Source organism: Capnocytophaga sp. oral taxon 335 str. F0486 (assembly GCF_000277665.1).
Classification (GTDB): Bacteria; Bacteroidota; Bacteroidia; order Flavobacteriales; family Flavobacteriaceae; genus Capnocytophaga; species Capnocytophaga ochracea.
Window position 1 is genome coordinate 1 of sequence record NZ_AKFR01000027.1, and the last position, 24076, is coordinate 24076.

Annotated in this window: 21 protein-coding genes and 1 pseudogene; 8 read left to right on the forward strand and 14 right to left on the reverse strand. The window is 41.4% G+C overall.

Annotated elements, in window-relative coordinates:
* Positions 1–189: 189 nt before the first annotated feature.
* The 5 genes and pseudogenes from HMPREF1320_RS11840 to HMPREF1320_RS05605 all read left to right on the forward strand — a co-directional run.
* Positions 190–266: pseudogene (locus HMPREF1320_RS11840) on the forward strand (phosphinothricin acetyltransferase); the annotation flags it as partial.
* 139 nt (positions 267–405) lie between these two features.
* Entirely contained in the window at positions 406–1149 is a 744-nt protein-coding gene (locus HMPREF1320_RS05590; RefSeq protein WP_009417804.1) for a porin family protein, read from the forward strand.
* Positions 1149–2315: a VWA domain-containing protein gene (locus HMPREF1320_RS05595; RefSeq protein ID WP_009417798.1), complete on the forward strand. Its 1167-nt coding sequence runs from the start codon at positions 1149–1151 to the stop codon at positions 2313–2315. The genes HMPREF1320_RS05590 and HMPREF1320_RS05595 overlap by 1 nt, the downstream gene beginning before the upstream one ends.
* A gap of 380 nt (positions 2316–2695) precedes the next feature.
* Positions 2696–3382, forward strand: a complete 687-nt coding sequence (locus tag HMPREF1320_RS05600; protein ID WP_009410398.1) for a TIGR00730 family Rossman fold protein — start codon at positions 2696–2698, stop codon at positions 3380–3382.
* A 41-nt stretch (positions 3383–3423) separates the two neighbouring features.
* Positions 3424–5568, forward strand: coding sequence for a S46 family peptidase (locus tag HMPREF1320_RS05605; protein ID WP_009417800.1), 2145 nt, complete (start codon positions 3424–3426; stop codon positions 5566–5568).
* A gap of 371 nt (positions 5569–5939) precedes the next feature.
* On the opposite strand, the gene rpoN is transcribed toward HMPREF1320_RS05605, so the two are convergent.
* The 6 genes from rpoN to HMPREF1320_RS05635 form a co-directional block, all read right to left on the reverse strand.
* The gene (gene rpoN, locus HMPREF1320_RS05610; RefSeq protein ID WP_009417807.1) at positions 5940–7406 is read right to left on the reverse strand and encodes an RNA polymerase factor sigma-54; all 1467 of its coding nucleotides are present in this window, start codon (positions 7404–7406) and stop codon (positions 5940–5942) included.
* Positions 7407–7438: 32 nt separating this feature from the next.
* The gene (locus HMPREF1320_RS05615) at positions 7439–8578 is read right to left on the reverse strand and encodes a glycosyltransferase family 4 protein (RefSeq protein ID WP_198006262.1); all 1140 of its coding nucleotides are present in this window, start codon (positions 8576–8578) and stop codon (positions 7439–7441) included.
* A gap of 137 nt (positions 8579–8715) precedes the next feature.
* Complete coding sequence (locus HMPREF1320_RS05620) at positions 8716–9699, reverse strand: cation diffusion facilitator family transporter (protein WP_009417793.1); 984 nt, start codon at positions 9697–9699, stop codon at positions 8716–8718.
* 31 nt (positions 9700–9730) lie between these two features.
* A complete protein-coding gene (locus HMPREF1320_RS05625) occupies positions 9731–11140 on the reverse strand; it encodes an alkaline phosphatase (RefSeq protein WP_009417801.1) in 1410 nt (469 codons plus the stop codon).
* Positions 11141–11160: 20 nt separating this feature from the next.
* Positions 11161–12213 carry a thiamine-phosphate kinase gene (thiL, locus tag HMPREF1320_RS05630; protein ID WP_009417790.1) on the reverse strand — a complete coding sequence of 351 codons (1053 nt, stop codon included), beginning with the start codon at positions 12211–12213 and terminating at the stop codon, positions 11161–11163.
* Positions 12210–12674, reverse strand: a complete 465-nt coding sequence (locus tag HMPREF1320_RS05635; protein ID WP_009417788.1) for a DinB family protein — start codon at positions 12672–12674, stop codon at positions 12210–12212. Before HMPREF1320_RS05635 ends, thiL begins: the two co-directional genes overlap by 4 nt.
* Before the next feature lie 848 nt (positions 12675–13522).
* On the opposite strand from HMPREF1320_RS05635, the gene HMPREF1320_RS05645 reads away from it, so the two are divergent.
* The gene (locus tag HMPREF1320_RS05645; RefSeq protein ID WP_034554235.1) at positions 13523–13966 is read left to right on the forward strand and encodes a hypothetical protein; all 444 of its coding nucleotides are present in this window, start codon (positions 13523–13525) and stop codon (positions 13964–13966) included.
* A gap of 291 nt (positions 13967–14257) precedes the next feature.
* A complete protein-coding gene (locus tag HMPREF1320_RS05650; protein WP_009417795.1) occupies positions 14258–14998 on the forward strand; it encodes a lysophospholipid acyltransferase family protein in 741 nt (246 codons plus the stop codon).
* On the opposite strand, the gene HMPREF1320_RS05655 is transcribed toward HMPREF1320_RS05650, so the two are convergent.
* From HMPREF1320_RS05655 to HMPREF1320_RS05690, 8 genes are all read right to left on the reverse strand, one after another.
* On the reverse strand, positions 14985–15569 hold the full coding sequence (locus HMPREF1320_RS05655; protein ID WP_009417792.1) for a riboflavin synthase: 585 nt from the start codon (positions 15567–15569) through the stop codon (positions 14985–14987). The genes HMPREF1320_RS05650 and HMPREF1320_RS05655 overlap by 14 nt on opposite strands.
* A gap of 52 nt (positions 15570–15621) precedes the next feature.
* Positions 15622–16617, reverse strand: coding sequence for an NAD(P)H-dependent glycerol-3-phosphate dehydrogenase (locus HMPREF1320_RS05660; RefSeq protein ID WP_009410386.1), 996 nt, complete (start codon positions 16615–16617; stop codon positions 15622–15624).
* Positions 16618–17196: 579 nt separating this feature from the next.
* Positions 17197–18195: a sensor histidine kinase gene (locus HMPREF1320_RS05665; protein ID WP_009417805.1), complete on the reverse strand. Its 999-nt coding sequence runs from the start codon at positions 18193–18195 to the stop codon at positions 17197–17199.
* Entirely contained in the window at positions 18192–18419 is a 228-nt protein-coding gene (locus tag HMPREF1320_RS05670; RefSeq protein WP_009417797.1) for a hypothetical protein, read from the reverse strand. The genes HMPREF1320_RS05665 and HMPREF1320_RS05670 overlap by 4 nt, the downstream gene beginning before the upstream one ends.
* A gap of 37 nt (positions 18420–18456) precedes the next feature.
* Complete coding sequence (locus HMPREF1320_RS05675; protein WP_009417794.1) at positions 18457–19677, reverse strand: ABC transporter permease; 1221 nt, start codon at positions 19675–19677, stop codon at positions 18457–18459.
* A gap of 79 nt (positions 19678–19756) precedes the next feature.
* Positions 19757–20497, reverse strand: a complete 741-nt coding sequence (locus HMPREF1320_RS05680) for an ABC transporter ATP-binding protein (RefSeq protein WP_009417791.1) — start codon at positions 20495–20497, stop codon at positions 19757–19759.
* Positions 20498–21727 carry an efflux RND transporter periplasmic adaptor subunit gene (locus tag HMPREF1320_RS05685; RefSeq protein ID WP_009417806.1) on the reverse strand — a complete coding sequence of 410 codons (1230 nt, stop codon included), beginning with the start codon at positions 21725–21727 and terminating at the stop codon, positions 20498–20500.
* A gap of 65 nt (positions 21728–21792) precedes the next feature.
* Complete coding sequence (locus HMPREF1320_RS05690; protein WP_009417796.1) at positions 21793–23127, reverse strand: TolC family protein; 1335 nt, start codon at positions 23125–23127, stop codon at positions 21793–21795.
* 359 nt (positions 23128–23486) lie between these two features.
* Between HMPREF1320_RS05690 and HMPREF1320_RS05695 the strand changes: the two genes are divergently transcribed.
* Positions 23487–23834, forward strand: coding sequence for a transposase (locus tag HMPREF1320_RS05695; RefSeq protein ID WP_232207514.1), 348 nt, complete (start codon positions 23487–23489; stop codon positions 23832–23834).
* The last annotated feature ends 242 nt before the right edge of the window (positions 23835–24076 follow it).

Sequence of the window (24076 nt, forward strand, 5' to 3'; positions counted from 1 at the left end):
TAAAAAGTTGATTCATAATATAATACAACAATGCTAAAAATGTTAAAAACGGGGTTTCGAGGCGAAAGAAAGAGAATCCTCACCCCGTCCCTCTCCCAAGGAGAGGGGGAATGTGGTGACGGAAAAAAATAATGAAACATTTCCCTTTACAGATACTCAGCTGTCGATGGCTAACTTTAAAGGGGGAAACTGGGGAGAGTTATTTATTCGGTAAGCCTCGAACCCCCGAAGGGGGACAAGCTGGAAAAGGTGACAAACCTCCCCCTAGCCCCTTCAAAAGGGGAGTGTAGGGACGGAAAGAGAATGGGCGGATTGGAAAATTAGAGAATTAGAAAATTTGGAAATTAGCAAATTTGTTAATTTGCTAATTATTCTTACCTTTGCCCAAAATATGCAACAAAAAAGATGAACAAACTAAATAGGATACTGTTGCTTTTCGCTTTTCACTTTTCGCTTTTCACTTTTGCTCAAGAGAATAACGATGATGGAATGATAAGCACCCCACAAACGGCTACTGCTACCGATACGGAAGCAGACTTGCACTACCTCGAAGACCAATTTTACTTCGGTCTTACTTATGACTATTTGGCTGGTAAAGCAAATAACGTGGTGCAACACAACCTTTCAAGGGGGATTCACGTAGGTTTCATTCGCGACCTACCTATGAACAAAGCGCGTAATATAGGCTTTGGGGTGGGCATAGGCTATGCTTACGATTTGGTATACAACAATATGGTGGCTAACAAAACGGTCTCGGGCGTGAGCTATGAGATAGTAGAACGTTTCAGCGACCGGAACATCACTCGTAATTTCTTCGAGACGCATTCGGTAGAAATACCCGTAGAGTTTCGCTTTCGCACCTCTACCCCTTACAGTCATAAGTTTTGGCGCGTGTATACAGGAGCGCGTTTTGCCTATATCTTCAACAGTAGAAGTTTGTATACTGCTGATGGTGTTTCGATAGCTTTCCAGAACTCCGATATAGCTCATACGTTTCAAGTAAAGCCTTTTATTGCCTTTGGGTATAACGCGTTGAACTTCTATGTGCAGTACAATCTTACCCCTTTGCTGAAAGACGCTAAAACTACTGATGGTACGAGCCTCAAATCGAATGTGTTACAATTAGGATTACTTTTTTATATTTTATAATGGACGACCTAATTACACGTTGGCGACTCATCTTGGGTCAGGATTTGAATGCTTTGGGTGAGGTATCGCTCAATGAGCAACAATCGCTGATGGACGCCACGCTGGCTGCCCTCTACGACGATACCGAAGGCAACGGTAATAATGGAGGCAAACGTTCGGCAGGCTTAGGCAGTTCGTCACCCAACTTAGCTAAGTGGCTCACTGATGTGCGCTCGTTCTTTCCTCCCGATGTGGTAAGTGTGATTCAAAGCGATGCCATTGAGCGCAAAGGACTCACCAAACTACTATTTGAACCTGAAACCCTTAAAAACGTAAAGCCCGATATCTCTATGGTGGGCACTTTGATGGCACTCAAAGGGCAAATACCTGCCAAATCCAAAAATACCGCACGCGAATTGGTGAAAGAGGTAGTCGATGAGATTATGAAGCGTATGGAGCAAGACCTACGCCGTGCTGTTACCGGTGCGCTCAACAAAAAAGCGCATACGCCTATTGCCAACTTCTCGTCGACCGACTGGAAACGCACAATTCAGCGCAACCTCAAGAACTACGATACCGCTACCAAGCGACTTATTCCTGAAAAGTTCTATTTTTTTGAACGCACCCAGCGTCAAAAGAACTGGACAGTGATTTTGGACATCGACCAGAGTGGTTCGATGTGTGATTCGATTATATATTCGTCAGTAATGGGGTCTATCTTTGCGAGTATGCCAGCCCTTGATACACACGTGGTAGTGTTTGATACAGAAGTAACCGACCTTACGGAAGTCTGTCGTGAAGACCCTGTGGATATGCTTTTTGGGGTACAGTTAGGAGGAGGGACTGACATTAATAAATCGGTGGCGTATTGCCAAACACTTATTGAGAATCCGCGCAAAACGATGTTTATTCTCATTTCTGACCTCTATGAAGGAGGTGTACGCGCTGGACTCTTGCGTCGCCTGAACGAGATGCACCAAGAAGGCGTAAAGGTATTGGTGCTCTTAGCCCTCTCTGACAGCGGTCGTCCTGATTACGATGAGAAACTCGGTAAAGAAATCAGCAAACTCGGCATCGCCTGCTTTGCCTGTACTCCTGACCGCCTTCCCGAACTCGTAGAGAACGCCCTCAAAGGGAATGACCTAAAGAAATTTGAGAGAGCAAGTCGCACAGATAAGGAAGTGTAATAGCACTTTTGTGCTACCTATGAACTGGAAGAAGACCCTAAACAGAGTGCTACGGATGTTTTTAAAGGAAAGCTATTCGTTAAATGGTATGTAGATAACAAAAACCGATTTTTGTATGACTATATAGATGACGATTTAGACGGTGGAGCTGCCGAATTTATGCCTACTGAAAAATATTGCGAATATGGTTGGAAAAACTATACTCCTTAAACTTAACACAAATCAAGATTGAGATTGACTTATTAAGGGCGAATTGCAATTCGCCCCTACAGATTGGAGATAAAAGATTGATTATAAAAATAGGAGAAGATAAAGAAATACAGAGGGATAAAACTGAAATAAATACAACTTTTTACTATTCACTTTTAACATTTAACTCAATGAAAAAACATTCAAAAGTTTGGAACGAAACTAAAACACACGACGCTTGGTCGATTTTTAAAATAATGGGAGAATTTGTACACGGCTATGAGCAGATGAGCTCCATAGGGCCTTGTGTATGTATTTTTGGTTCGGCACGTATTAAGCCTGAAACACCTTATTACGAACTCACTGTGCGTATTGCCCAAAAGATAGTAGATGAAGGCTTCGGTATTATAACCGGCGGTGGGCCTGGTATTATGGAGGCGGGCAACAAAGGTGCACACCTGAATAAAGGTGTATCGGCAGGACTGAATATTGATTTGCCTTTCGAGCAGACGAATAACTCTTATATCGACCACGATAAGAACATCAAATTCAACTACTTCTTTGCGCGTAAGGTGATGTTTGTAAAGTATTCTAAGGCATTTGTAGCAATGCCTGGGGGCTTTGGTACCCTCGACGAACTCTTCGAGACCCTCACTCTCGTGCAAACTTATAAGATAGACAAAATTCCTATTATTTTAGTCGGTACAGATTATTGGAGCGGACTTGTAGACTGGATAAAGAAGATATTATTAGAGAAATTTAATAATATTAGTGCTGAGGATTTAGATTTGTTTCACTTAGTAGATACTGAAGACGAAGTGATTAAAGTCATTGAAGATTTCTACAACAACAAACAACAGTTAAAACCAAATTTTTAGAAAATATTCCCTATATTTGCACTTTAATTTAAACAGTGACTATGAAGAAGTTTATCTCTTTATTACTTTTTAGCTTTTACTTGTTACCTGTTACCTTAACGGCACAGCAAGGCGGTATGTGGATTCCTTCGCTTTTGGAGGGTATGAATGCCAGAGAAATGAAGTCCTTAGGTATGAAAATGTCGGTGAGTGATATTTATAGCGTCAATAAGTCGAGCTTGAAAGATGCTGTGCCTCATTTCAATGGAGGCTGTACTGCCGAAATGATTTCGGATAAAGGGCTACTGCTCACTAATCACCATTGTGGCTACGGACAGATACAAGCGCATTCCTCAGTGCAAAACGATTACCTTACCGATGGTTTTTGGGCTAAAAATCTATCGGAAGAGTTGCCTAACAAGAATTTAGAAGTTACTTTTATTGTACGTATTGAAGATGTTACCCAAAAAGTACTCGCCGATACCCAAAACCTAAGTAGTGAGAGCGTTCGCGCCTCTCAGATAGAACGCAATATTGCCTCTTTGGTGAAAAACTCGCCTAAAGAAGCGTGGCAAGAGAATCGGGTTCGTGCTTTCTACGAGGGCAATCAGTATATCCTTTTTGTAGTAGAAACTTTTAAAGATGTGCGTTTAGTAGGTGCACCACCTTCGGCTATAGGCAAATTCGGTTCGGATACCGATAATTGGGTATGGCCTCGCCATACGGGGGACTTCTCGCTTTTCCGTGTATACGCCGATAAAAACAACCGCCCTGCAGCCTACTCCAAAGACAACGTGCCCTATCGCCCCAAACACTTCTTTCCTATCTCCTTAAAAGGCGTGAAAGCAGGCGATTTTACAATGGTCTTCGGTTATCCAGGTCGTACTGAAGAATATTTACCTGCCGTAGCAGTGGAACAAATTGTGAATGTATTGAATCCTGCTAAGATAGGCATTCGCGATGTGGTGCTCAAAGTGCAAGACGGCTTTATGCGCAACAGCAACGAAATAAAAATAAAATACGCCTCTAAATACGCCAGCGTTGCCAACTATTGGAAAAAGTGGATAGGTGAAACACAAGGTTTGAAAAAATCGGATGCGGTAGCTATCAAACGCGCTCAAGAACAGAAATTTCAAAAAGAGATAGAAAAAGCAGGTAAAACTGCTGAATATGGTTATATTTTACCTCAGTTTACTGAAAAATACGCTCAAATACAAAACTATGCTTTGGCAGTAGACCTCTTTTCGGAGTTGGTACAGCGCAATATCGACTTGCTAGCAAATGGCTATAAAATCCTTCAACTGCAAAATGCGCTGCACGAGAAAGGAACACAATCATTCAACGACCGCAAGAAGAACCTTTTAAACAACTTTGAAACGGTATTTAAAAACTACGATGTGAATGTAGATAAAGCCGTATTTGAAAAAGCGGTAGTGTATTATGCTCAGGCGATGCCTAAAACGCTACTCTCGCCTAACTTACAGCAGTTTGAGATACACACACTGGCTGACAAACTCTATAAAGAGTCGTTTTTGGCTTCTAAAACCGAAATGGAAAAAGTACTCAACCTACCCGATGAAGTTTTTGAAAGGCGCCTCAAAAATGACATAGGCGTACAATTCGTACAGCAAATTGTCGCTCATTTCTACGGAGCTGTAGTGCCTACTTACCAACAGTTGGACAGCGAGATTACCGCCTTACAGCGTACTTATATGAAGGCTATCTTGGAGTTCTCGAAACCTCAAGACCGCATTTTCCCTGATGCCAATAGCACTTTACGCGTTACTTATGGCAAGGTAGCGGGTTACTCACCTTCGGATGCTATAACCTATGATTATATGACTTATTTAGACGGTGTAATGGAGAAATACGTGCCTAACGACTACGAATTTAATGTGCCCGCCAAACTGCGCGAGCTCTATGAGAAAAAAGACTATGGTATTTACAGCAAAAACGGCAAGATGCCTGTGTGTTTCGTAGCAACCAATCACACCACGGGAGGCAACTCGGGCAGTCCTGCGATAGACGCACAAGGTAACCTTATCGGTCTCAATTTCGATCGCGTGTGGGAAGGCACAATGAGCGATATCCACTACGACCCTAAAATATGTCGCAATATTATGGTAGATATTCGCTATGTGCTGTTTATCATCGATAAATACGCCGGAGCAGGATATTTGCTAAATGAGATGAAGATAGTGAAATAATGGTTAATGATGAGTTGAAAACTTTGCCAACGTCTTTCGGAGTTTACTGAAAAAGGAGATTGAAAAATTACCCTAAAAAAATAGGAGAATACCAATCTAAAGAAAATGCACTCATCAATAAAGGCAAGAGCTTCTATTATTACAAAGTAGGAAATAAAGAAATTGTAGCTATGTATATTCCACATCTTTGAGCAACCAACTTCGATTATCAAACAGGTGTATAATGAATTAAAAGAAGTTTTTAATTTGTAAAACGGCTTGTTGTGTTACGACAAAAAAAACTCCAGCACAGTCTTTCACTATACTGGAGTTTTATATACTTTGTCCGTGCGGCTCGTACCGTCATTCGTCATTTGTCACTCGTCATTAGACTATAGTTCTTTTCTGAGACGCGCTACGGGTATATCCATTTGTTCGCGGTATTTGGCGATAGTGCGACGCGCAATGGGGTAACCTCTCTCTTTGAGAAGCTGTGCCAATTCATCATCGGGTAGAGGTTTACTTTTGTCTTCCTTAGCGATGATATGTTGTAATATCTGCTTGATTTCACGGGTAGAAACATCTTCTCCTTGGTCGTTCTTCATAGATTCCGAAAAGAAATCTTTAATTAGCTTGGTACCGTAAGGGGTAGTTACATATTTACTGCTCGCTACCCGAGATACGGTAGAGATGTCCATACCTACCTTGTCGGCAATGTCTTTGAGAATAAGCGGTTTAATTTTGAGCTCATCACCTGTGAGGAAGTATTCGCGTTGGTGCTCCATAATAGCATTCATCGTGATGAGGAGGGTTTGTTGTCGCTGACGGATAGCATCTATAAACCACTTAGCCGAATCTAACTTCTGTTTGATAAAGAACACTGCTTCTTTTTGTGAATTGCTCTTTTCCTTACTCTTCTTATAAGTATCGAGCATAGTGCTGTATTCCTTAGAAACGTGTAGTTCAGGAGCATTGCGTCCGTTGAGGGAGAGTTCTAACTCGTTGTCTACTACTTTTACAGTAAAATCAGGGATAATTTGTTCTATATGCACATTGTTACCCACGTAGGAACTCCCAGGTTTAGGGTTTAGGCGCTCCACCTCTTGTACCGCTTCTTTCAGTTGTTCTTCAGTTACCAAAAAGCGTTGTTGCAGTTTGGTATAATGCTTTTTAGTGAATGCTTCAAAGGCTTCGGTAAGCATTTCGATTGCCAAGCTTATAGCGGGTGTTTGTTTTTTGCGGCGCAGTTGTATAAGCAAGCACTCTTGCAAGTCCGATGCGCCTACCCCTGCAGGGTCTAATTGGAAAATAATCTGTTGGCGTATTTGCTCTACGTGATCTTCTTCGGTATAGATATTTTGGGTGAAAGCGAGATCGTCGGTAAGGTCTTGAATAGAGCGACGTATATAGCCTGTATCGTCTATGCTACCCACGAGGAACTCAGCAATGAGGTAATCTTCATCTGAGAGGGTAAAGGTGTTTAATTGGTTGATAAGGGATTGGTGAAACGATACCTCCGCACTGAAAGGAATATCGCGATCTTCATCGTCGTCGCTGTAGTTATTAGCGTGCAAACGATAGTCGGGTATTTCGTCATCGCTGAGGTATTCATCAATGTTGATATCGTTCATATCAATCACATCGTTATCGTTATATTCATCGGCAGAGTTATCGAACTCATCGTGAAACTCATCAAGAGCATCTTCTTCGCGTCCTGATTCTAAAGCGGGGTTTTCTTCCATCTCTTGTTTCACGCGCTGTTCGAAAGCAAGAGTGGGGAGTTGTACGAGTTTCATCAGCTGTATTTGCTGAGGTGAGAGTTTCTGTGAGAGTTTAAGTTGTAAATTCTGTTTGAGCATTTCTTATGAGATAGGGCGCAAAGGTACAAAAATTATTTCTTTTTTATAATTTCATTCACAATATGTCTTATTTTTTGTTTTTTCTTACGAGTGTGATAGCTTCTATTTACGTAAAAGAGGAGTCCTGCCAATCCTATAAAAATAACTCCTAAAACAATTCCTAAATAAAGAGAAGATAGAAAGGTATTGAGATATAAAATCACCACACAAACGATTAAATTGATGAATGCTAATAGTATACTTGCTTGTGAGTGTGACAGTTTCATATAGTCTATCATCACGTGGTGGATATGACTGCGATCGGCTTTAAAAGGTTGTCCGTGACGCAATAGGCGGGTGGTGAACACGCGGGTAGTATCAAAAAAGGGAATGAAAATAATTGCAAGAAGTACCCATATTTTATTTGTGGGGTGTATAATAGCACTTTCTAAGGCTTCGGTGTTTAGGGCAAAAAATTTAATAGCGAGAACTGCAATGAGAAAACCTGCAATCATAGAGCCTGTATCTCCCATAAAAACGCGTTTCCTTACCGATAGATTATAGCGTAAAAAGGCTAATAAAAAACCTATACATAGGATTGATAACAGGAAGTAGTAGTACAGTTGAGCATCGTAGAAAACATAAGCAAAAGCGCCAAAAATTACAATACCTACCATTGCAGCTGAGCCGTTAATGCCATCAATAAGATTGTAAGAGTTTACAATCATCATCATCATACCACAGCTCATAAAAATAGAAAGCCAATATGGAATATCAGTAATGCCTAAGAAATTATCAAGAGTAGTGATTTTAAGCCCAGTTCCTAAGAAAAGCATCAGGGTAGCTATAATTTGACCTATAATTTTAGTACTAGGATTTACACCTACGAGGTCATCTTTTAAGCCAACGAAAAAGAGTACACCTACACCAGATAAGATGTTAATACCTACATTGTCATTATCGAAAAAACGGAGTAAAAAGAGAGTAAAAACTAAACTTACGAAGAAAGAAAAACCTCCTAGGGTAGGTGTTTTTTCTTTATGTGAACTACGTGCATTAGGTTTATCCATTAGGTTTTTGTACTTTGACACGTATATAATACTTGGCAAAGAAAAATATGCTACTCCCAAAGAGAGTAGAAAAACGCATATGGTAGTAAACCCTAAATTTTCTGAAAAGAAAGTAGTTATCATATTATAAAGGCAATATTTTGGTGCAAAATTAATAAATATACTTTAAACGAGCAAGAAGAATACTGTTAGTTATTTACAATAGGTCGTATATCAAAATTAAACCTCAAAGAACCAATGTTTATAGTATCTAATTTGCATTATTGTTTTAGTGGTTCACATCTATGTTTCGCTACTCCAGCGATGTTTTTCACGTCCCACTGTATAGTCCGCACAAAAGGTTTTTCTCTAAAGGGACACTCGATAGCGCATATTTCACACGAAAAGGGTTTGCAATAGTCTAAGTGAAAGTTGAATTCTATAGTTCTATCTACTTTTTCTACCAATAAATGAATCACCTTTTCCATTTCTTGATGGGCTTCTTTTAAAGAATAATAGTAAGGCAGAGTGATATGTGCATCAATGTGTAAGTGAGCCCCAAACTGCTGAATGCGCATATTGTGAATGTCTATCCATTCGGTTTTGCGGTTAGCTTGCAGTATATTTACGAGTTCGGCAAAGAGGGCTTCGTCGCGCTCGTCCATAATACCGCTGAGGGCTTTACGTACAATCTTCCACCCTATCACAATGATATAACTACCAAAGCCAATAGCAATTAGAGGGTCGAGCCATAGCCAACCGGTGAAGTGTACCAACACCAAACTCAACACAATAGCCGAAGTAGCAAAAGTATCCGATTGCAAGTGTTTACCTGCACTCATCAACACTAACGAGTTTTCTTTCTTTCCCTTTTGGTAGGAGATATATCCCATAGCGTAATTCACTATGGCGGTAGACCCGAAAAGGGCAATCCCCCATCCTAATTTATCGAGATATATTCCCTTTATGAGTGACGAAAAGGCTTCGATGAGAATAAGTGCCCCAGCGATAGCGATGAGCATTCCCTCAATGCCAGCAGTAACAAACTCTACCTTGCCGTGTCCGTAAGGGTGGTCGGTATCGCGAGGTTTGTTGCAAAGGTATAGCGAATAGAGCCCCATAAAGGCGACAATAATATTCACAATGCTCTCCATCGTGTCCGAAAAAATAGCGTTAGAATTGGTAATATACCACGCTATCAACTTCACGATGAAGAGCAATATTCCTATAAAAGTAACGAGCTTCTGAAACTGAAAACTTTTCACCCTCTAATTTCTGATTTCTACTTCCTAACTTCTAAACTCTAACCTCCGCTGCCTCCAACAAGAAATTGTGCATATCGGTATTGCGCATAAAAGGTTTAAGTCGCTCGCTACCTGGTCCATACATTGCCAATTCGGTGTAATCTGATGAGTGATCCATACTTATCCAGCCTACCGAAGTATGTGCTTTTTGTATTTCGGCAAACAATCGGTAAGGCAGGTGTTTGTAGTTGTACAAGCCATCTTCTTTTCTTTCGGTTTTAGCGTAATAGCCTAAGAGTTCTTTGGCTTGTTCCTCATTGATGTTCATTCCACCGCAGCATTGAGCAACGTGCTCACGCACTTTGGCTACCGAGTCGTTAGAGTTGATTTGTTGCAATATCCAGTCGTTAGAATGGGTGAAGTTTTGCAATCTGTCAAAGTTGTCATTACACTCTTTGCCGTAGATGAGTCCAGGGTTAGCATTGCCGTGGTCGGAAGTAAGCACCACAAGAGTGTTGCCATCGGCTTTTGCAAAATCCAGGGCTACTTTTATAGCCTCGTCAAAAGCTACTTGGTCGTACAACAAAGCCCCTATATCATTGCCGTGTGCCGCCCAGTCTACTTTACCGCCTTCTACTTGTATTACAAAGCCATTAGGGTGACTTTTTAATTGGTCGATAGCCTTAGCAGTCATCTCGGCAAGAGTAGGCGATTTAGCTTGTTCTTCACTGCTTTGAGCGCGGTCGATAGAATAGGGGAGGGCATCTTCAGCAAAGAGCCCATAAAGAGGTTTATTAGTAGGTGCTTTCAGCATTTCACCGCGAGTGCGAGCTACCGTATAACCTTTCTTTTTGAGAACAGCAAAGAGGTCTTTTTTGTCCTTGCGATGGGCAGGGTCAAAGTATTTGCTACCGCCACCTAACATCACATCAAAGCCTAATTCGGTGTAGTTTAGGGCAATCTCATCCATAGCATTCCGACTCTTACTCCACGTACAGAAGCCTGCCGGAGTGGCGTGATTTACCATTACGGTAGTGATACAACCCACTTTCTTGCCTGCTTTTTTGAACTTTTGTAAGATAGGCATATTCTCTTTTCCATCCGGACTGATATTTAGGCTACCGTTCTTTACACGTACTCCACCGCCCCAAGACGAACTCGCTGCTGAGGAGTCGGTGACTACTGAACTTGCCGATGCCATATCCATTACGGCGCGCTGTGCGAGGTTACTTTCGTACAATCCTATCCAGCTGGAAGGGCGACCGAATTTGCGTTTTAGGTACAGGTCAGCCATTACCAAAGTGCCGAAACTCATACCGTCACTCACCATAAAGATGATGTTTTTAGTGCGTTTGTTTTTATGGGCTTCCCCAAGGGTTTGCGCTTGTAAATCGAATGAAGGAAGTACTAAGCCTCCTAAAGCTGCTAAAGCCCCCCGTTTAAAAAATGCTCTTCTTTTCATATCTTGTTAATTGTTAATTATCAATTGTCAATTGTTAAAGCGTTCCACCCTTTCGCTATAATCGGTATAAACTGTCCTGCACGGGTGATGAGGTTTACGCCCTCCTCCTTATCAGTAATGTAACCTATTACGCTAAAATTAGGATTGCCTTTTATCTTATCGTAATCTGCTTGGGCAATAGTAAACAGCAGTTCGTAGTCTTCACCGCCACTTAGGGCTATGGTGGTGCTATCCAAGTTGAACTCCTCACAAGTGCTAATCACTTGTGGGTCAAGCGGTATTTTGTCTTCATATAACCTACAACCTACCCCCGATTGTTTGCAAATGTGCAATATCTCTGACGACAATCCGTCGCTTACATCCATCATAGCAGTAGGTTTTACGCCTAATTGTTTGAGCAAGGGCGGAATGTCCTTGCGGGCTTCGGGTTTGAGCTGGCGTTCCAAAATGTAAGAATACATCTCTATATCGGGTTGAGAGTTTGGGTTTACCTGAAAGACCGCTTTTTCGCGTTCCAATATCTGTAAACCCATATAGGCACCTCCTATATCGCCCGTGAGTACCACAAGGTCGTTAGGTTGCGCTCCGTTGCGATATACTAAGTCCGATGCTTTCGCTTCACCTATCGCCGTTACCGAGATGATGAGTCCGCGTGTAGACGAGGTCGTGTCGCCTCCTACTAAGTCTACCTTATAATGCTCGCAGGCTAGGCGAATGCCCGTATAGAGTTCTTCTAAGGCTTCTAACGGAAAGCGATTGGATACAGCTATCGATACGGTTATCTGGGTAGCCGTAGCGTTCATCGCATAGATATCCGATACGTTCACTACTACCGACTTGTATCCTAAATGCTTCAGCGGTACATAGCTAAGGTCGAAATGTACACCTTCAATAAGCAGGTCGGTAGAGACGACAGTTCGCTTATTTTTAAAATCCATTACCGCCGCATCGTCGCCTACGCCTTTAAGAGTGGAAGGATTGTGGATTTCAAATCCCTCCGTCAGGCGGTCGATAAGTCCAAATTCACCCAAATCGGCTAATGAGGTACGGTGAGGCGTTTTATCTTCTATCATTTAGCAAAATAGTTTAAAGCAATTACCACCCCAAGGTGCATTCCCTCGTGAGTATTGTTGAAATGTATCGCATCTTCAATGCAGGTAAGCGCATAGCCATAGCTGGTAGTGTAAGGAGTAAAATTAGTGAATACTCCACGCTCGTAGTCGGCTTGCAGTTGTTTTTGGGTACTGATGAGCAGACTGCGCAATTCTTGAATTTCCTCAGCAGTAGGAATGTGTCCATCGGGATAAGTACCTTTTTTATAAGTATCTACAAAAGTTTCGGGTACAACAAAATTGAGTCCTGATAGCTTGTAGCAGAGTATTTGTTGTTGCGCCACGCAGTGAGCGATGTTCCACCAGATGTTATTGTGAAATCCTGTGGGGATTTGCGCTAATTGTTCAGGACTTACATTCTCCAAATAAGTTAAAAGATTGTTGCGGGTTGCCACGTGTAAGGCAAATACTTGTTCTGTCATATAGTTGTTAGTTTTTTGTCGTTAGTTATTATCATTAGTGTCAATCGAGAGTAGGGGAATTAATGTATTGTTTCACTGTAAATTATATAACTCGTCTATAATGATTATCGCCAATTCCTCCTTTCGAGGGTTATCAGCAATTGCCAACTAAGTGAATTAGACGGGAGGTCTCTTTTGATTTCCCGTCACCACATTCCCCCTCATTGAGGAAGTCCGCGAGAGCGGAGTATGTGAGAAGGGGGAGGTTATCCCCTAGTGCCTATTGCCTAAGTCCTAATTACCTTCGACTTTCCCGTCCCTACATTCCCCCTCTCCTTTGGAGAGGGACGGGGTGAGGATTCCCTTTTCTTTCGCCTCGAAACCCTGTTTTTAACATTTTTAGCACTGTTATATCGTGTTATAAGTCAATTACTTATATACCCTTTCTATACCAATCGTCCAAGATTCGTATAAGCTTCCTATAAGCTCTCTATAAGCTAACCATACCCTTCTTACAGCCTTTTCTCACCAAATCTCCTCTCAATCTTCTTGCGAATTTCTCCGTTCCCTTCCGATAGCTCAGGTGTGTCACTTTTAGGGGTATACACTTTGCCAAAGTTTTTGCCTGTGCGGCTCGCACCTTTGGCAAAGTTGAATAAACTGACAATCCCTCCGCTAGCGCGTTTCTTGTAGCCTCCACCTCATTTCCTAATTTTCTCATTCTCTCATTTCCTCATTTTCTAATTTCCTCATTTTCTAATTTCCTCATTCATCAATCATCCAAAGGCAAAGGTACAAAAAATACTTTGAAGAAAGAAAAGAATTTCAAAAAGATTTGTATTTTTGCCCGCAAATTTATAAAGAATATTATGTATCAACTAATTAAACAGACACATTCACTATGTGCTTATTTAGTATTGGCAGTGCTTATCATAGCAGTTATCAATGCGATTATCGGATTTTTTGGCAAAAGAAAATACTTTGGAATAAAAGACCTCCGCTTGAGTTTGTTTGCTCTGGTTTTCTCTCATATTCAATTATTATTGGGCTTATTAGTCTATGTAACTACCCCTCGTTTGCAGATGTGGAGTGAGGGGGCTAAAGTGGTGATGAAAGACAGCTTATTGCGCCAGTTATTAGTGGAGCACCCTATAATGAATATCATAGCAGTAACGCTGATTACTGTGGGCTGGGTAAAACTTAAAAAACAGACAGAAGTGCGCAAGATGTATGGCAAAATAGCCTTGTTTTACGGCATTGCAATGGTGTGCTTGCTCTCGATGATTCCTTGGAAGCTATGGTGGTCTGTATAAGAAAAAAAGTCCGATAATAATATCGGACTTTTCCATTAACCAACCAAAACTTTAAATTATGAAAACTATTATTTGAAGTTTTACAATGAGCTACCACCCTCATTGCGCTGACAAAGGTACGGCAAATTTTTGAATTACCAAAGAAAAAATCGATTTTAACAAAACTTTATTACTGTTTTAACGATACTTTTACACTGCAAAAAGAGAGCGTTAAGCGGTGATGTTGAGGTTTATAAATTTAGAAATCAGTAATATATTTGCTTTTACCGGATAATAATAAGATTGCATTAAATGAAACTCCTGAAATACACCTTTTGGCTCTTGTGGAAGAGCTGGTTTTACTTGCTTGTACTCATTCTTATTCTCCTGTGGTTGCCCTTGTTGTTTATTCTTACAGCACGAGCAGAATGGTATCGCTCATTTTATTGGGTAGCCCGGAACTTATGGGCAACGCCTATATTGTATGGTATGGGTTTTTTACCCAAAATACACAGGGAATATACCGTGCCTAACGACCGCCATAGCTATATGTTGGTCGCCAATCATTACAGTATGATGGACATAATGCTGATGTTCTATTGTAGTAAAAATCCGTTTGTATTTGTAGGGAAGAAGGAACTGAGCAAGACGCTATTGTTTGGTTATTTCTACAAACGTGTTGCCATAATGGTAGATAGAAAGAGTCCGCAGAGTAGGAAGGAGGTTTATGCCCAAGCGATGGAGAGAATAAAGGCAGGGCTGAGCATTTGTATTTTCCCCGAAGGGGGCGTCCCCGATGATGAGAGTATAGTACTCGATAGTTTTAAAGATGGTGCTTTCCGTATTGCGATAGAATGCCAAATTCCCATAGTACCAATGGTATTCTACGATACTAAAAAACGCTTCCCCTTCCGCTTCTTTGCCGGCAGTATGGGCACGATGCGAGTAGATATATTGCGCTCTATTCCTACCCAAGGCAAAACCCTTGACGATAAAGACGCTTTACGCGAAGAAGTACGTTCTCTTATTTTACAACGCCTTACCGTTGCATAAGTCGGGCGACATATTTACCAATCACATCGAATTCTAAATTTACAACACTACCTATTTGTAAGTATTGCAGATTGGTATGTGCTAAAGTATAGGGGATTACTGCTACACTAAAACTATGGGAAGTCGCATCTATTACCGTTAGGCTTACACCATTCACAGTAATAGAACCTTTTTCAATTACCACATTGCCAGTAGAGGGATCGTACTCAAAAGTAAAGCGGGTGCTACCTGCTTCTTCTTGGATAGCACTACAAGTACCCGTTTGGTCGATGTGACCTTGCACGATATGTCCGTCTAAGCGCGTGTTGAGAAGCATACCGCGCTCTAAGTTTACCACATCACCTACTTGCAAACTGCCCAAGTGGGTTTTGGCAAGAGTTTCGGCAATAGCGGTTACTTGGTATACATCGCCATCGATAGCCACTACCGTAAGGCATACCCCATTATGGGCAACACTTTGGTCTATTTTTAGTTCATTTGTAAACGAACTTTTTACGTATAAATGCAGATTCGCCTCTTCGCGTTCTATTTGTACGATTTTACCTATTTCTTCTATAATTCCTGTGAACATAAAGTTAATTAGCAAATTTTCTCATTCTCTCATTTCCTCATTTTCTAATTCTCTAATCCAGTTCTCCTGTGAGTTCTGCAAACGCTACATTGGCTCTTTTGCCTTCGTATAACACTTTGTAGACAGCATCGAGTATAGGAGTGCGACTGGGTTTTTCTTGATTTTTGTTAATGAGGTAAGCGCTTTTGGTGGCGTAATAGCCTTCGGCTACCATATTCATTTCAGCCATTGTACTCTTTACAGTATAGCCTTTACCTATCATCGTGCCGAACATACGGTTGCGACTGAAAAGCGAGTAGGCGGTTACGAGTAAATCACCTAAATAAGCGGAGTTGTTAATATTGCGTTTGATTTTGTAAATATGCTTGATGTAGCGTCGCATCTCTCGAATGGCGTTGCTCATCAGCACACTTTGGAAGTTATCGCCATAGCCCAATCCGTGGGCAATACCCGCTGCAAGGGCATAGATGTTCTTCAGCATAGCAGCATATTCAATACCTACCACATCGTCGGATATTTTGGTCTTCACATAATGGCGTTTCATTGCTTCAGCCATAAAGCGTGCTTTTTCCTCGTCCAGACAAGCAATGGTGAGGTACGACAGACGTTCGAGGGCTACCTCTTCGGCGTGGCAAGGACCTGCTATAACGCCTATCTGTGCATAAGGCACGTGATGTATTTTGTTGAAATATTCACCTACTATAAGTCCGCTCTTAGGTTCGATACCTTTGATAGCAGAAAATATATTTTTATTAGATAGCGGTTCGGTGAGTTTTTCTAATTCTTCGTTCAAGAAAGCTGAAGGGATAGAAAAAACAAGGTAATCACTAAAAGTTACCGCCTCGTTGATGTCGTTAGTGAGGTGTAGCTTACTGATGTTTAAATGTACATCGCTGAGGTAGTTAGGGTTGTGTTTAGTCGCTTTTATGTGCTCAATAGCCTGTTCATTGCGCATATACCAACACACTTGGTCGATATTGGCGGTAAAAATCTTAATCAGAGCCGTTGCCCAACTCCCTCCTCCGATAACTGATATTTTGGTTTCCACAATTGTTAGCTATTATTATTTTGGGGCAAAGATACGAAAATAATGCTGTATTACCAAAAAGTGCCTACTAAAACCACAGAGCAAACACACCAAAAGAGGAAATATAGTTTACGCTATAGAAATTATGTGATAATCAATTAAATCTGTTCCAATTTCTGTACCGTTAGGTGTACTTCTTTTTTTTTAAGAAATTTTTTTGCTTTTGATTTAAGTTGTTACTAATTTTATGTCCAACAAGTCTAAACACAACGACGAGTGATGTAAGGAGGTAGTAGCACCATAAGTTCAATTAATGTTCGATTATAATTCGATTAACCTTTATTGTAGAGCCACTGTAGAGCCACTGTAGAGCCACTGTACTTCCGTTTAAGGTTTATTAAAAGTCCGTCATACGTCCCGCAGAGCAACTGCGCAAAATTATGAAGTATAGGTCAGTTCGAGACTTTCAGGTAGCTTGCTACCTATTTGTTTGATTTGTAAGATTTCTGTAGCGTAAGCTACACTCTCCTTACATCGAAAGTACTTCTTTTTTAAGAAAATTTCTTGCCTTTGGTCTAAAAACCTCACATTTGTCAATTCTCAATTCTCAATTGTCAATTGAGCAATGTATTCTCCGTTTTTTTCTTCGATGTTGTATTGATGTTTTTTAGGATAAAGAAGTGTTAGCCGTTTCTTTAAGTTTTCAATGCCAATACCTGAGTTATACAAACTTTCTTGTTTAGGAATTATAGTGTTCTCACTTCTAAATATTACCTTATTCTCTTCCACTCTCAAGCTAAACGACAATTCTGTTACCTCCGTTGCCGATACGCCGTGCTTAAAAGCGTTTTCCACCAAGCTGATAAACAGCAAAGGCGCTATGGTGAGTGGGGGGGGTAGTTGCTTCGGGAAATCTACCCGTACAGTAGTTTTATCAGTGAGGCGCAACTGCATTAAACTGATGTATTGTTGCAAGAAATCCACTTCCTCTGCAAGGCTAATCTGCTTTTGGTCACTGTTTTGCATAAAGTGACGCATCAGCTTACTAAGGCTATGCACGCTCTGTTGTGCCTTTTGAGGATCAAACTCTATAAGCGAATAGATATTGTTGAGTGCGTTGAAAAAGAAATGTGGTTGGAGTTGGTATTTCAGTTGGGTAAGGTCGGCTTGTAGTTTGTGCGCTTGGGCTTCTTTCTGAGCAATTTCCAAGGAAAAGTTGCGTTGTGCATAACGTATTGCCATCGCAAAGATTACCGGCAAGAGGTTCGAGAGGAAATCAAAATATACGAAAGCGTGAAAAGGAGGCATCTTGTGCTTACCTTTGTGAAGGTTGAAGTACGAAAAGAGTTCATACTTGCTGTACGACATACATAAAATAAGTACCACCGCTACCAATACAAAAAATATATATCGTTTTTTAAACCACAGTTTATCAATAAGCCATTCATAACTGATGTAGAACAAAAACATCAAGAAAGGCAGAGACACTAACGAACGGTAAGACGCCTCCTCAAATCGGTGATTGCTTTCGGAGATAAAAATAAGGGCAGGTAAAATACAAACCACTGCCCAAGCAGCTATGTGTGTTAAAAATTTCATTCTTTATACTTTGATGTTTTTAAATAACTTTCTGCAAAACTCTTGATGATTTCAGAAGAATAGTCTCCTCCTTTGGCATAAGAGATACCCATAACTTCTAAAGCTATAGCTTGGCACTGCTCATCATTAATAGTAATGGCTTTGCTATCTAATATTTCTCTAACAATAACCATACATTTTTGCAGGTCTTCTGTTGTAGCATAAGGAGGTAAAGTTATATTCATCTGTTTTTATTATTTCTAATTGTCTGTTTCTCTCGCACTACTCGTATCTGAGGGCGCTAATAGGTTCTAACTCGGCAGCTTTGCGGGCTGGATACCAACCGAAGAAAACCCCTGTAATGGTACATACTAAGAAGGATATTACAATAGAATACAAGGTGATACTCACAGGCCAGCCTATAAACAGCGATACGCCTACCGTTGCTAATAAGCCAATAATTACCCCTAATACCCCCCCAGTGATACTAATTAGCACCGACTCGATGAGGAACTGCGCCAAAATATCCTTCCCCTTAGCTCCAATAGCCATACGCAAGCCTATCTCCTTAGTGCGCTCTTTTACTGATACGTACATAATATTCATAATGCCTATTCCCCCTACGATGAGCGAAATGCTGGTAATAGCTACCAATAACACGGTAAGCATCTCGCTGGTAGAGCTAAACGTACTGATGAGCTCCTGTTGTGAAAACACGTTGAAATCATTTTCTTGTGTAGCCGAAAGGTTATGCGTGCCCTCCAAAATCTTCTTCACTTGGTTTACCGCATTCTCCGACTGACTTTCATTGAGCACCGAAGCCACAATACTCTGCAAGAAAGTTTGCGCCAAAATACGCTTTTGTACCGTAGTATAAGGGGCGATAATCACATCGTCTTGGTCTTGACCAAAGTTGCTCTCACCTTTTTTGGTAAGGATACCAATCACTTTAAAAGGGATATTCTTAAAGCGTATAGTTTGCCCAATAGGGTTTTTGCCGTTAGGAAAGAGGTTCTTAGCTACTGTTTGTCCTATAACGGCTACTTTGGCAAAGTTAGTAATTTCATCTTCACCAAACATACTTCCCTCTGCTACACTCCACTCGCGTATGGGCAAGTATTCGGTATTCACTCCGTAGATAGAGGTAGGCCAGTTGTTGCCCCCTGCTATACTTTGTCCATTGCCACTTACTACCGGCGATACGTATTTCAGTAGGGTACCTTCTTTTTTGAGGGCTTCGTAATCCGTCATTTTCAGCGATTGCATATCACTCATACTCATACGCACGCCGCCCATCATACCCGCACCAGGGCGGATATTGAGCATATTGGTACCCATTTTAGAGATATTCTCTTTGATACTCTTTTTAGAACCCTCGCCAATGGCAAGCATTGTTATCACTGAGCCCACCCCAATGATGATACCCAGCATTGTAAGCATAGCCCTTGTTTTGTTGAGCAAGAGGGCACGCCACGCTATTTTAAAAAGGTTTTGTATATTCATTTGCTTTTAGGTGTTAGGTTTTAGGTGTCAGATTAGTCAGAAAAGTCCACCTTCCCGTCTGACTCGTCTAACCAAATGGCTAATCTTCTACCACTATTTTCGCCAATTCTTCCTTTGCATTCAGCCTATCGGTTACTTCTTTATCGCTGATGATATGTCCGTCTTTGAGTACAACCGTACGCTTGCTGAAAAGGGCGATGTCGTTCTCGTGGGTTACAAAGCCTATGGTACTACCTTGGTCATTAAGGCGTTGGAAAAGCTCCATTACCTCATAAGAGGTTTTAGTGTCAAGGTTACCTGTAGCCTCATCAGCAAGGAGTATCACCGGGTGGTTCACTAAGGAACGCGCAATGGCTACCCGTTGCTGTTGTCCACCCGAGAGTTCACTGGGCAAGTGGTTCAATCGGCTTTCTAATCCCACGCTGATGAGAGCTTCAATAGCGCGCTCGCGACGTTCTTTAGCTGAGATTTTAGAGTTGTACATCAAAGGGAGCTCTACATTCTCGATAGCTGAGGTACGCGCCAAAAGGTTGTACGACTGAAAGATAAAGCCTATCTTGGTGTTGCGTACTGTTGCGAGTTCGTTCTTGCTCATATCTTTCACCGAGATGCCGTCCAAAATGTAATCGCCTGACGACGGACGGTCTAAACAACCTAATATGTTCAATAAGGTTGATTTACCCGACCCACTGGGTCCCATAATGGTTACGAACTCCCCCTCGTGAATAGTGAGGTTGATGCCTTTGAGGGCGTGAACGATTTCGTTACCCATTCTAAACTCGCGTTTCATATCGCGTATGTCGATGATTGCTTTTTTCATTTATTTGGCTTTTGAGTTATCACGACGAGGACGTTTAGGCATAAACGGACTACTGCTGTCGCCACTATCTTTCTTTTCCGCATTGGCTTGCGGGTTCATATTTGCTAAGGACGTGACCACTTCTGTACCTACTGTTACCCCACTGAGCACCTGCACATTGATACCATCATTACTGCCTATGGTTATCGCTTTTTGGGCAAGACTACCATTAGCATTCACTACCCATACGTATTTTTGTTTGCCCTTGCCGTGCTGTACTTTAGGAACTTCAGCTGTAATGCCTTTCTGAGCGTAGTACTGCATCAGTAGGTCGATGTCTGGGGTGAAATTCATCGCTTTTGCAGGCACTATGGTTACGCCTTTCAGCTCATTGGTATAGATAGCGATGGTAGCAGTAAGCCCTGGTTTGAGCTTCTCATCGGGATTTTCTGCCTCTACTATCACTGTATAGGTTACTACATTAGATGAGGTAGTAGGTGATAGACGCACTTGGGTTACCTTCCCCGAAAACTCTTCTTGGGGGTAAGCATCTACGGTAAAGCTCACACGTTGCCCTACTTTCACTTGTCCTATATCGGCTTCGTCTACATCGGCTTCCACCTGCATACGCTTGATGTCTTTGGCTATCTTGAAAAGTGTAGGCGCACTCATCGAGGCGGCTACCGTTTGCCCTTCTTCTACCTCTTTGCTGAGGATAATCCCATTGATAGGCGAATAGATATTGGCATACCCCAAATTGGTTTTTGCTTGATTGAGGGTCGTAAGACGTTGTGCTACATTTGTTTTCGCGTTGTTGAACTGATACAATGCTTGCTCGTAGTCCGATTTGCTAATCACTTGGGCATTGTACATTTTCTGTTGTCGTTCGTAATTCTGACGGTAGTAATTCAGTTCGTTGAGTGCCGATTGGTAATTGGCAGTAGCATTTACAACCATTTCTTGAAGGTTCGTCTTGTCGAGTTCCGCCAGTAGCTGTCCTTTCTTCACTTGGCTGTTGTAATCTACGTAAATCTTGCTTACCAATCCCGATACTTGGGTACCTACTTCCACCTCGTCCACTGGCTGTACGCTACCAGTAGCAGTTACTTCGGTAGTAACATCACCTTCGGTTACTTTATCGGTTTGCAGGACGATAAAAGAAGGTTTTTCCTTCATAAAGAAGTAATACACCCCAAAAGCCACTACGGCTAATAGTACGATAATGATGATTTTCTTAATGTGTTTTTTCATTGTATTTAGTCGTTAGTTATTAGATAATATTCTATAAGTTATTTTTTTCAGAAAGATGACCATCGCTACATTCCCCCTCCTTGGGAGGGGGTTAGGGGGAGGACTCCCTCATAAAACTTCAGCAACTGTACATACAGCGCCTGCATATACTTATTTTGCAAATAGGTTTGCTCCGCGTTGAGGTAAGCGTTTTCGCTTACGAGAAGCTCGGTATTGGTAAGTCCACCGAATTCGTGCTTTTTTACTGCCAAATCGTATGCCAATTTAGCATTGTCACGAGCCGTGCGCGAAGCTGCTTGTTGTGCTTGGTAGGTGGTAGCATTCTGCCAAGCGGTTTCTATTTTGGTATAGAGGTCTTTTTCTGCTTGTTGTTCGTCGAGCACCGCTTGTTGTTGGGTAACCTTAGCCAGTTTCACATTGTTCTTATTTCTGAACTGCGAAAAGATAGGAATATTGAGCGATGCTCCTATGGTTTGACCGAAATTGCTGTCCAACTGCGTGCGATAGCTCAAATCGTTGAGGTTTGAATATCCTGTATTTACCCCTGCTTGTAGCGATAGAGTAGGGGCATAGCCCGCTCTGGCTATCTTGATATCTTTTTCGGCTATTTTTTGTTGTGATTGATAGATTTTTAGATTGGGAAGTTTTTGTTTGGCTTCCGCAAATACCACATCTTTATTAGGGATAATCGCCGTTTCATCATCTGCGGGAAGGTCGAGCGCAATGGCGAAATCACTATTAGGAGGAAGCTCCAACAGTTGTTTGAGGGTCAGTACCCTACTTTCGTATTCATTTTCTGCTTTGATAATAGCATACTCGTTGTTGGCGTGACGTGTTTCTATCTCAGCTAAACTCAGTTTAGCAATAGACCCATTGGCAAACTTACCCTGTGCTTGTTTTAATTCCTCACCCGAAGAGCGCGCCGTATTCTTAGCTACCTCTATGCCCTCATAGCTGTAAAGGGCTTGCAGATAAGCTTCAAGCACACTCAAAGTGATGTTGTTTTTCGCCTCTTGCACGTACAGTTCATTCTGTTCGAGCAATAATTTGCTGCGGTCTACTTGTAGGTTCAGTTTATTACCCTGATAGAGTGGCATAGATGCCGATACCCCAAAATTGTTGGAGAACGTACGGCGCGACACCCGCTCATTAGAAATTTGATTGATTGCCGAACCGTAATTCTGGTTTGCCGAAGCCGAGCCACTTACCGTAGGCAAGCGGTTGCTCTTCGCCTGACTGTAATTGATTTCAGCCGTCTGCTGGTTCAGTTCCGTCTTCTTTACAGAAATATTGTTCTGTACCGCATAGTTAATACAGTCAGCCAGCGACCATTGTTTCGCTTGAGCCCCTGCTAACAAAGGACAGAGACACAAAAAAGATATGTACAAAGTTCTTTTCATCGTTTTTAGTTTTTAAGCAACTTTTTGTCATTTAGTTGCGACAAAGGTAGTGCAATATAGCCGAAGTTCGCAAAAATAATCGATGAAAAGCCTTATTTTATCGACGAAAAGCAATATTTAGCAGTTAATTTTTAGTTATAAGCTGTTAATTTTAGTCGTCAGAAACGTCCAATTGCGCTACCTTATCCACCTTGTCCGCTCACTCTATCCAGTCTCCCCTGTCTACCCCGTTCTCCTTCTCCGACCCGCCTACCTCGTCCAACAACTTGTCATATCCTGAAATAGGTTTACACTAAAAACCATAAAAAGATATGACAAAAGGGAGGAAAGAAACAGTTCGGTACAGTGATTGCTTTAAGTTGAGTATCGTAGAAGAGATTGAGAGAAACGGATTGAGTATTGAAAACTGCCGACGCAAGTACGGCATTGGAGGAAGTACAACGATTCAAAAATGGCTTAAAAAGTATGGTAAAAATCACTTATTAAATAAAATAGTACGCGTGGAAACAATTGATGAAATCGGGGAGCTTCAAGCTCTTAAAAAGGAGTTAAAAGCCCTTAAAGAGGCTTTTGCTGAAACGACTTTAGAGAATAAAGTTTATAAGACTTATTTTCAAATTCTTGGTCAGGAAACAGGAATGGGCGATGAAATAAAAAAAAAGTTAGAACAAGAGTTATTGAAGTACTTTCCAAAACAGAAAAGATAAGCGCTCTTTGCAAGTGTTTTGGTATTAGTAGACAAGCTCATTATAAAGCAGTTAAATCGTTTAAGGAGGTAGCACTCAGTGAGAGTATAATTATTGAGATGGTACAGGAAATACGTCGAGAACTGCCCAAGATAGGAGGAAAGAAGCTTTATTATATGTTATCAGATAAGATACATCAGGTAGCAAAAATAGGGAGAGATAAGTTCTTTATGATATTGAATAATAATGATTTACTTATTCAA

What these genes read in the sequence shown, in the direction of transcription:
- HMPREF1320_RS05590 (WP_009417804.1), top strand. Translation starts at nt 406, where the DNA reads ATGAACAAACTAAATAGGATACTGTTGCTTTTCGCTTTTCACTTTTCG.
- HMPREF1320_RS05595 (WP_009417798.1), top strand. Translation starts at nt 1,149, where the DNA reads ATGGACGACCTAATTACACGTTGGCGACTCATCTTGGGTCAGGATTTG.
- HMPREF1320_RS05600 (WP_009410398.1), top strand. Translation starts at nt 2,696, where the DNA reads ATGAAAAAACATTCAAAAGTTTGGAACGAAACTAAAACACACGACGCT.
- HMPREF1320_RS05605 (WP_009417800.1), top strand. Translation starts at nt 3,424, where the DNA reads ATGAAGAAGTTTATCTCTTTATTACTTTTTAGCTTTTACTTGTTACCT.
- rpoN (WP_009417807.1), bottom strand. Translation starts at nt 7,406, where the DNA reads ATGCTCAAACAGAATTTACAACTTAAACTCTCACAGAAACTCTCACCT.
- HMPREF1320_RS05615 (WP_198006262.1), bottom strand. Translation starts at nt 8,578, where the DNA reads ATGATAACTACTTTCTTTTCAGAAAATTTAGGGTTTACTACCATATGC.
- HMPREF1320_RS05625 (WP_009417801.1), bottom strand. Translation starts at nt 11,140, where the DNA reads ATGAAAAGAAGAGCATTTTTTAAACGGGGGGCTTTAGCAGCTTTAGGA.
- thiL (WP_009417790.1), bottom strand. Translation starts at nt 12,213, where the DNA reads ATGATAGAAGATAAAACGCCTCACCGTACCTCATTAGCCGATTTGGGT.
- HMPREF1320_RS05635 (WP_009417788.1), bottom strand. Translation starts at nt 12,674, where the DNA reads ATGACAGAACAAGTATTTGCCTTACACGTGGCAACCCGCAACAATCTT.
- HMPREF1320_RS05645 (WP_034554235.1), top strand. Translation starts at nt 13,523, where the DNA reads ATGTATCAACTAATTAAACAGACACATTCACTATGTGCTTATTTAGTA.
- HMPREF1320_RS05650 (WP_009417795.1), top strand. Translation starts at nt 14,258, where the DNA reads ATGAAACTCCTGAAATACACCTTTTGGCTCTTGTGGAAGAGCTGGTTT.
- HMPREF1320_RS05655 (WP_009417792.1), bottom strand. Translation starts at nt 15,569, where the DNA reads ATGTTCACAGGAATTATAGAAGAAATAGGTAAAATCGTACAAATAGAA.
- HMPREF1320_RS05665 (WP_009417805.1), bottom strand. Translation starts at nt 18,195, where the DNA reads ATGAAATTTTTAACACACATAGCTGCTTGGGCAGTGGTTTGTATTTTA.
- HMPREF1320_RS05670 (WP_009417797.1), bottom strand. Translation starts at nt 18,419, where the DNA reads ATGAATATAACTTTACCTCCTTATGCTACAACAGAAGACCTGCAAAAA.
- HMPREF1320_RS05675 (WP_009417794.1), bottom strand. Translation starts at nt 19,677, where the DNA reads ATGAATATACAAAACCTTTTTAAAATAGCGTGGCGTGCCCTCTTGCTC.
- HMPREF1320_RS05680 (WP_009417791.1), bottom strand. Translation starts at nt 20,497, where the DNA reads ATGAAAAAAGCAATCATCGACATACGCGATATGAAACGCGAGTTTAGA.
- HMPREF1320_RS05685 (WP_009417806.1), bottom strand. Translation starts at nt 21,727, where the DNA reads ATGAAAAAACACATTAAGAAAATCATCATTATCGTACTATTAGCCGTA.
- HMPREF1320_RS05690 (WP_009417796.1), bottom strand. Translation starts at nt 23,127, where the DNA reads ATGAAAAGAACTTTGTACATATCTTTTTTGTGTCTCTGTCCTTTGTTA.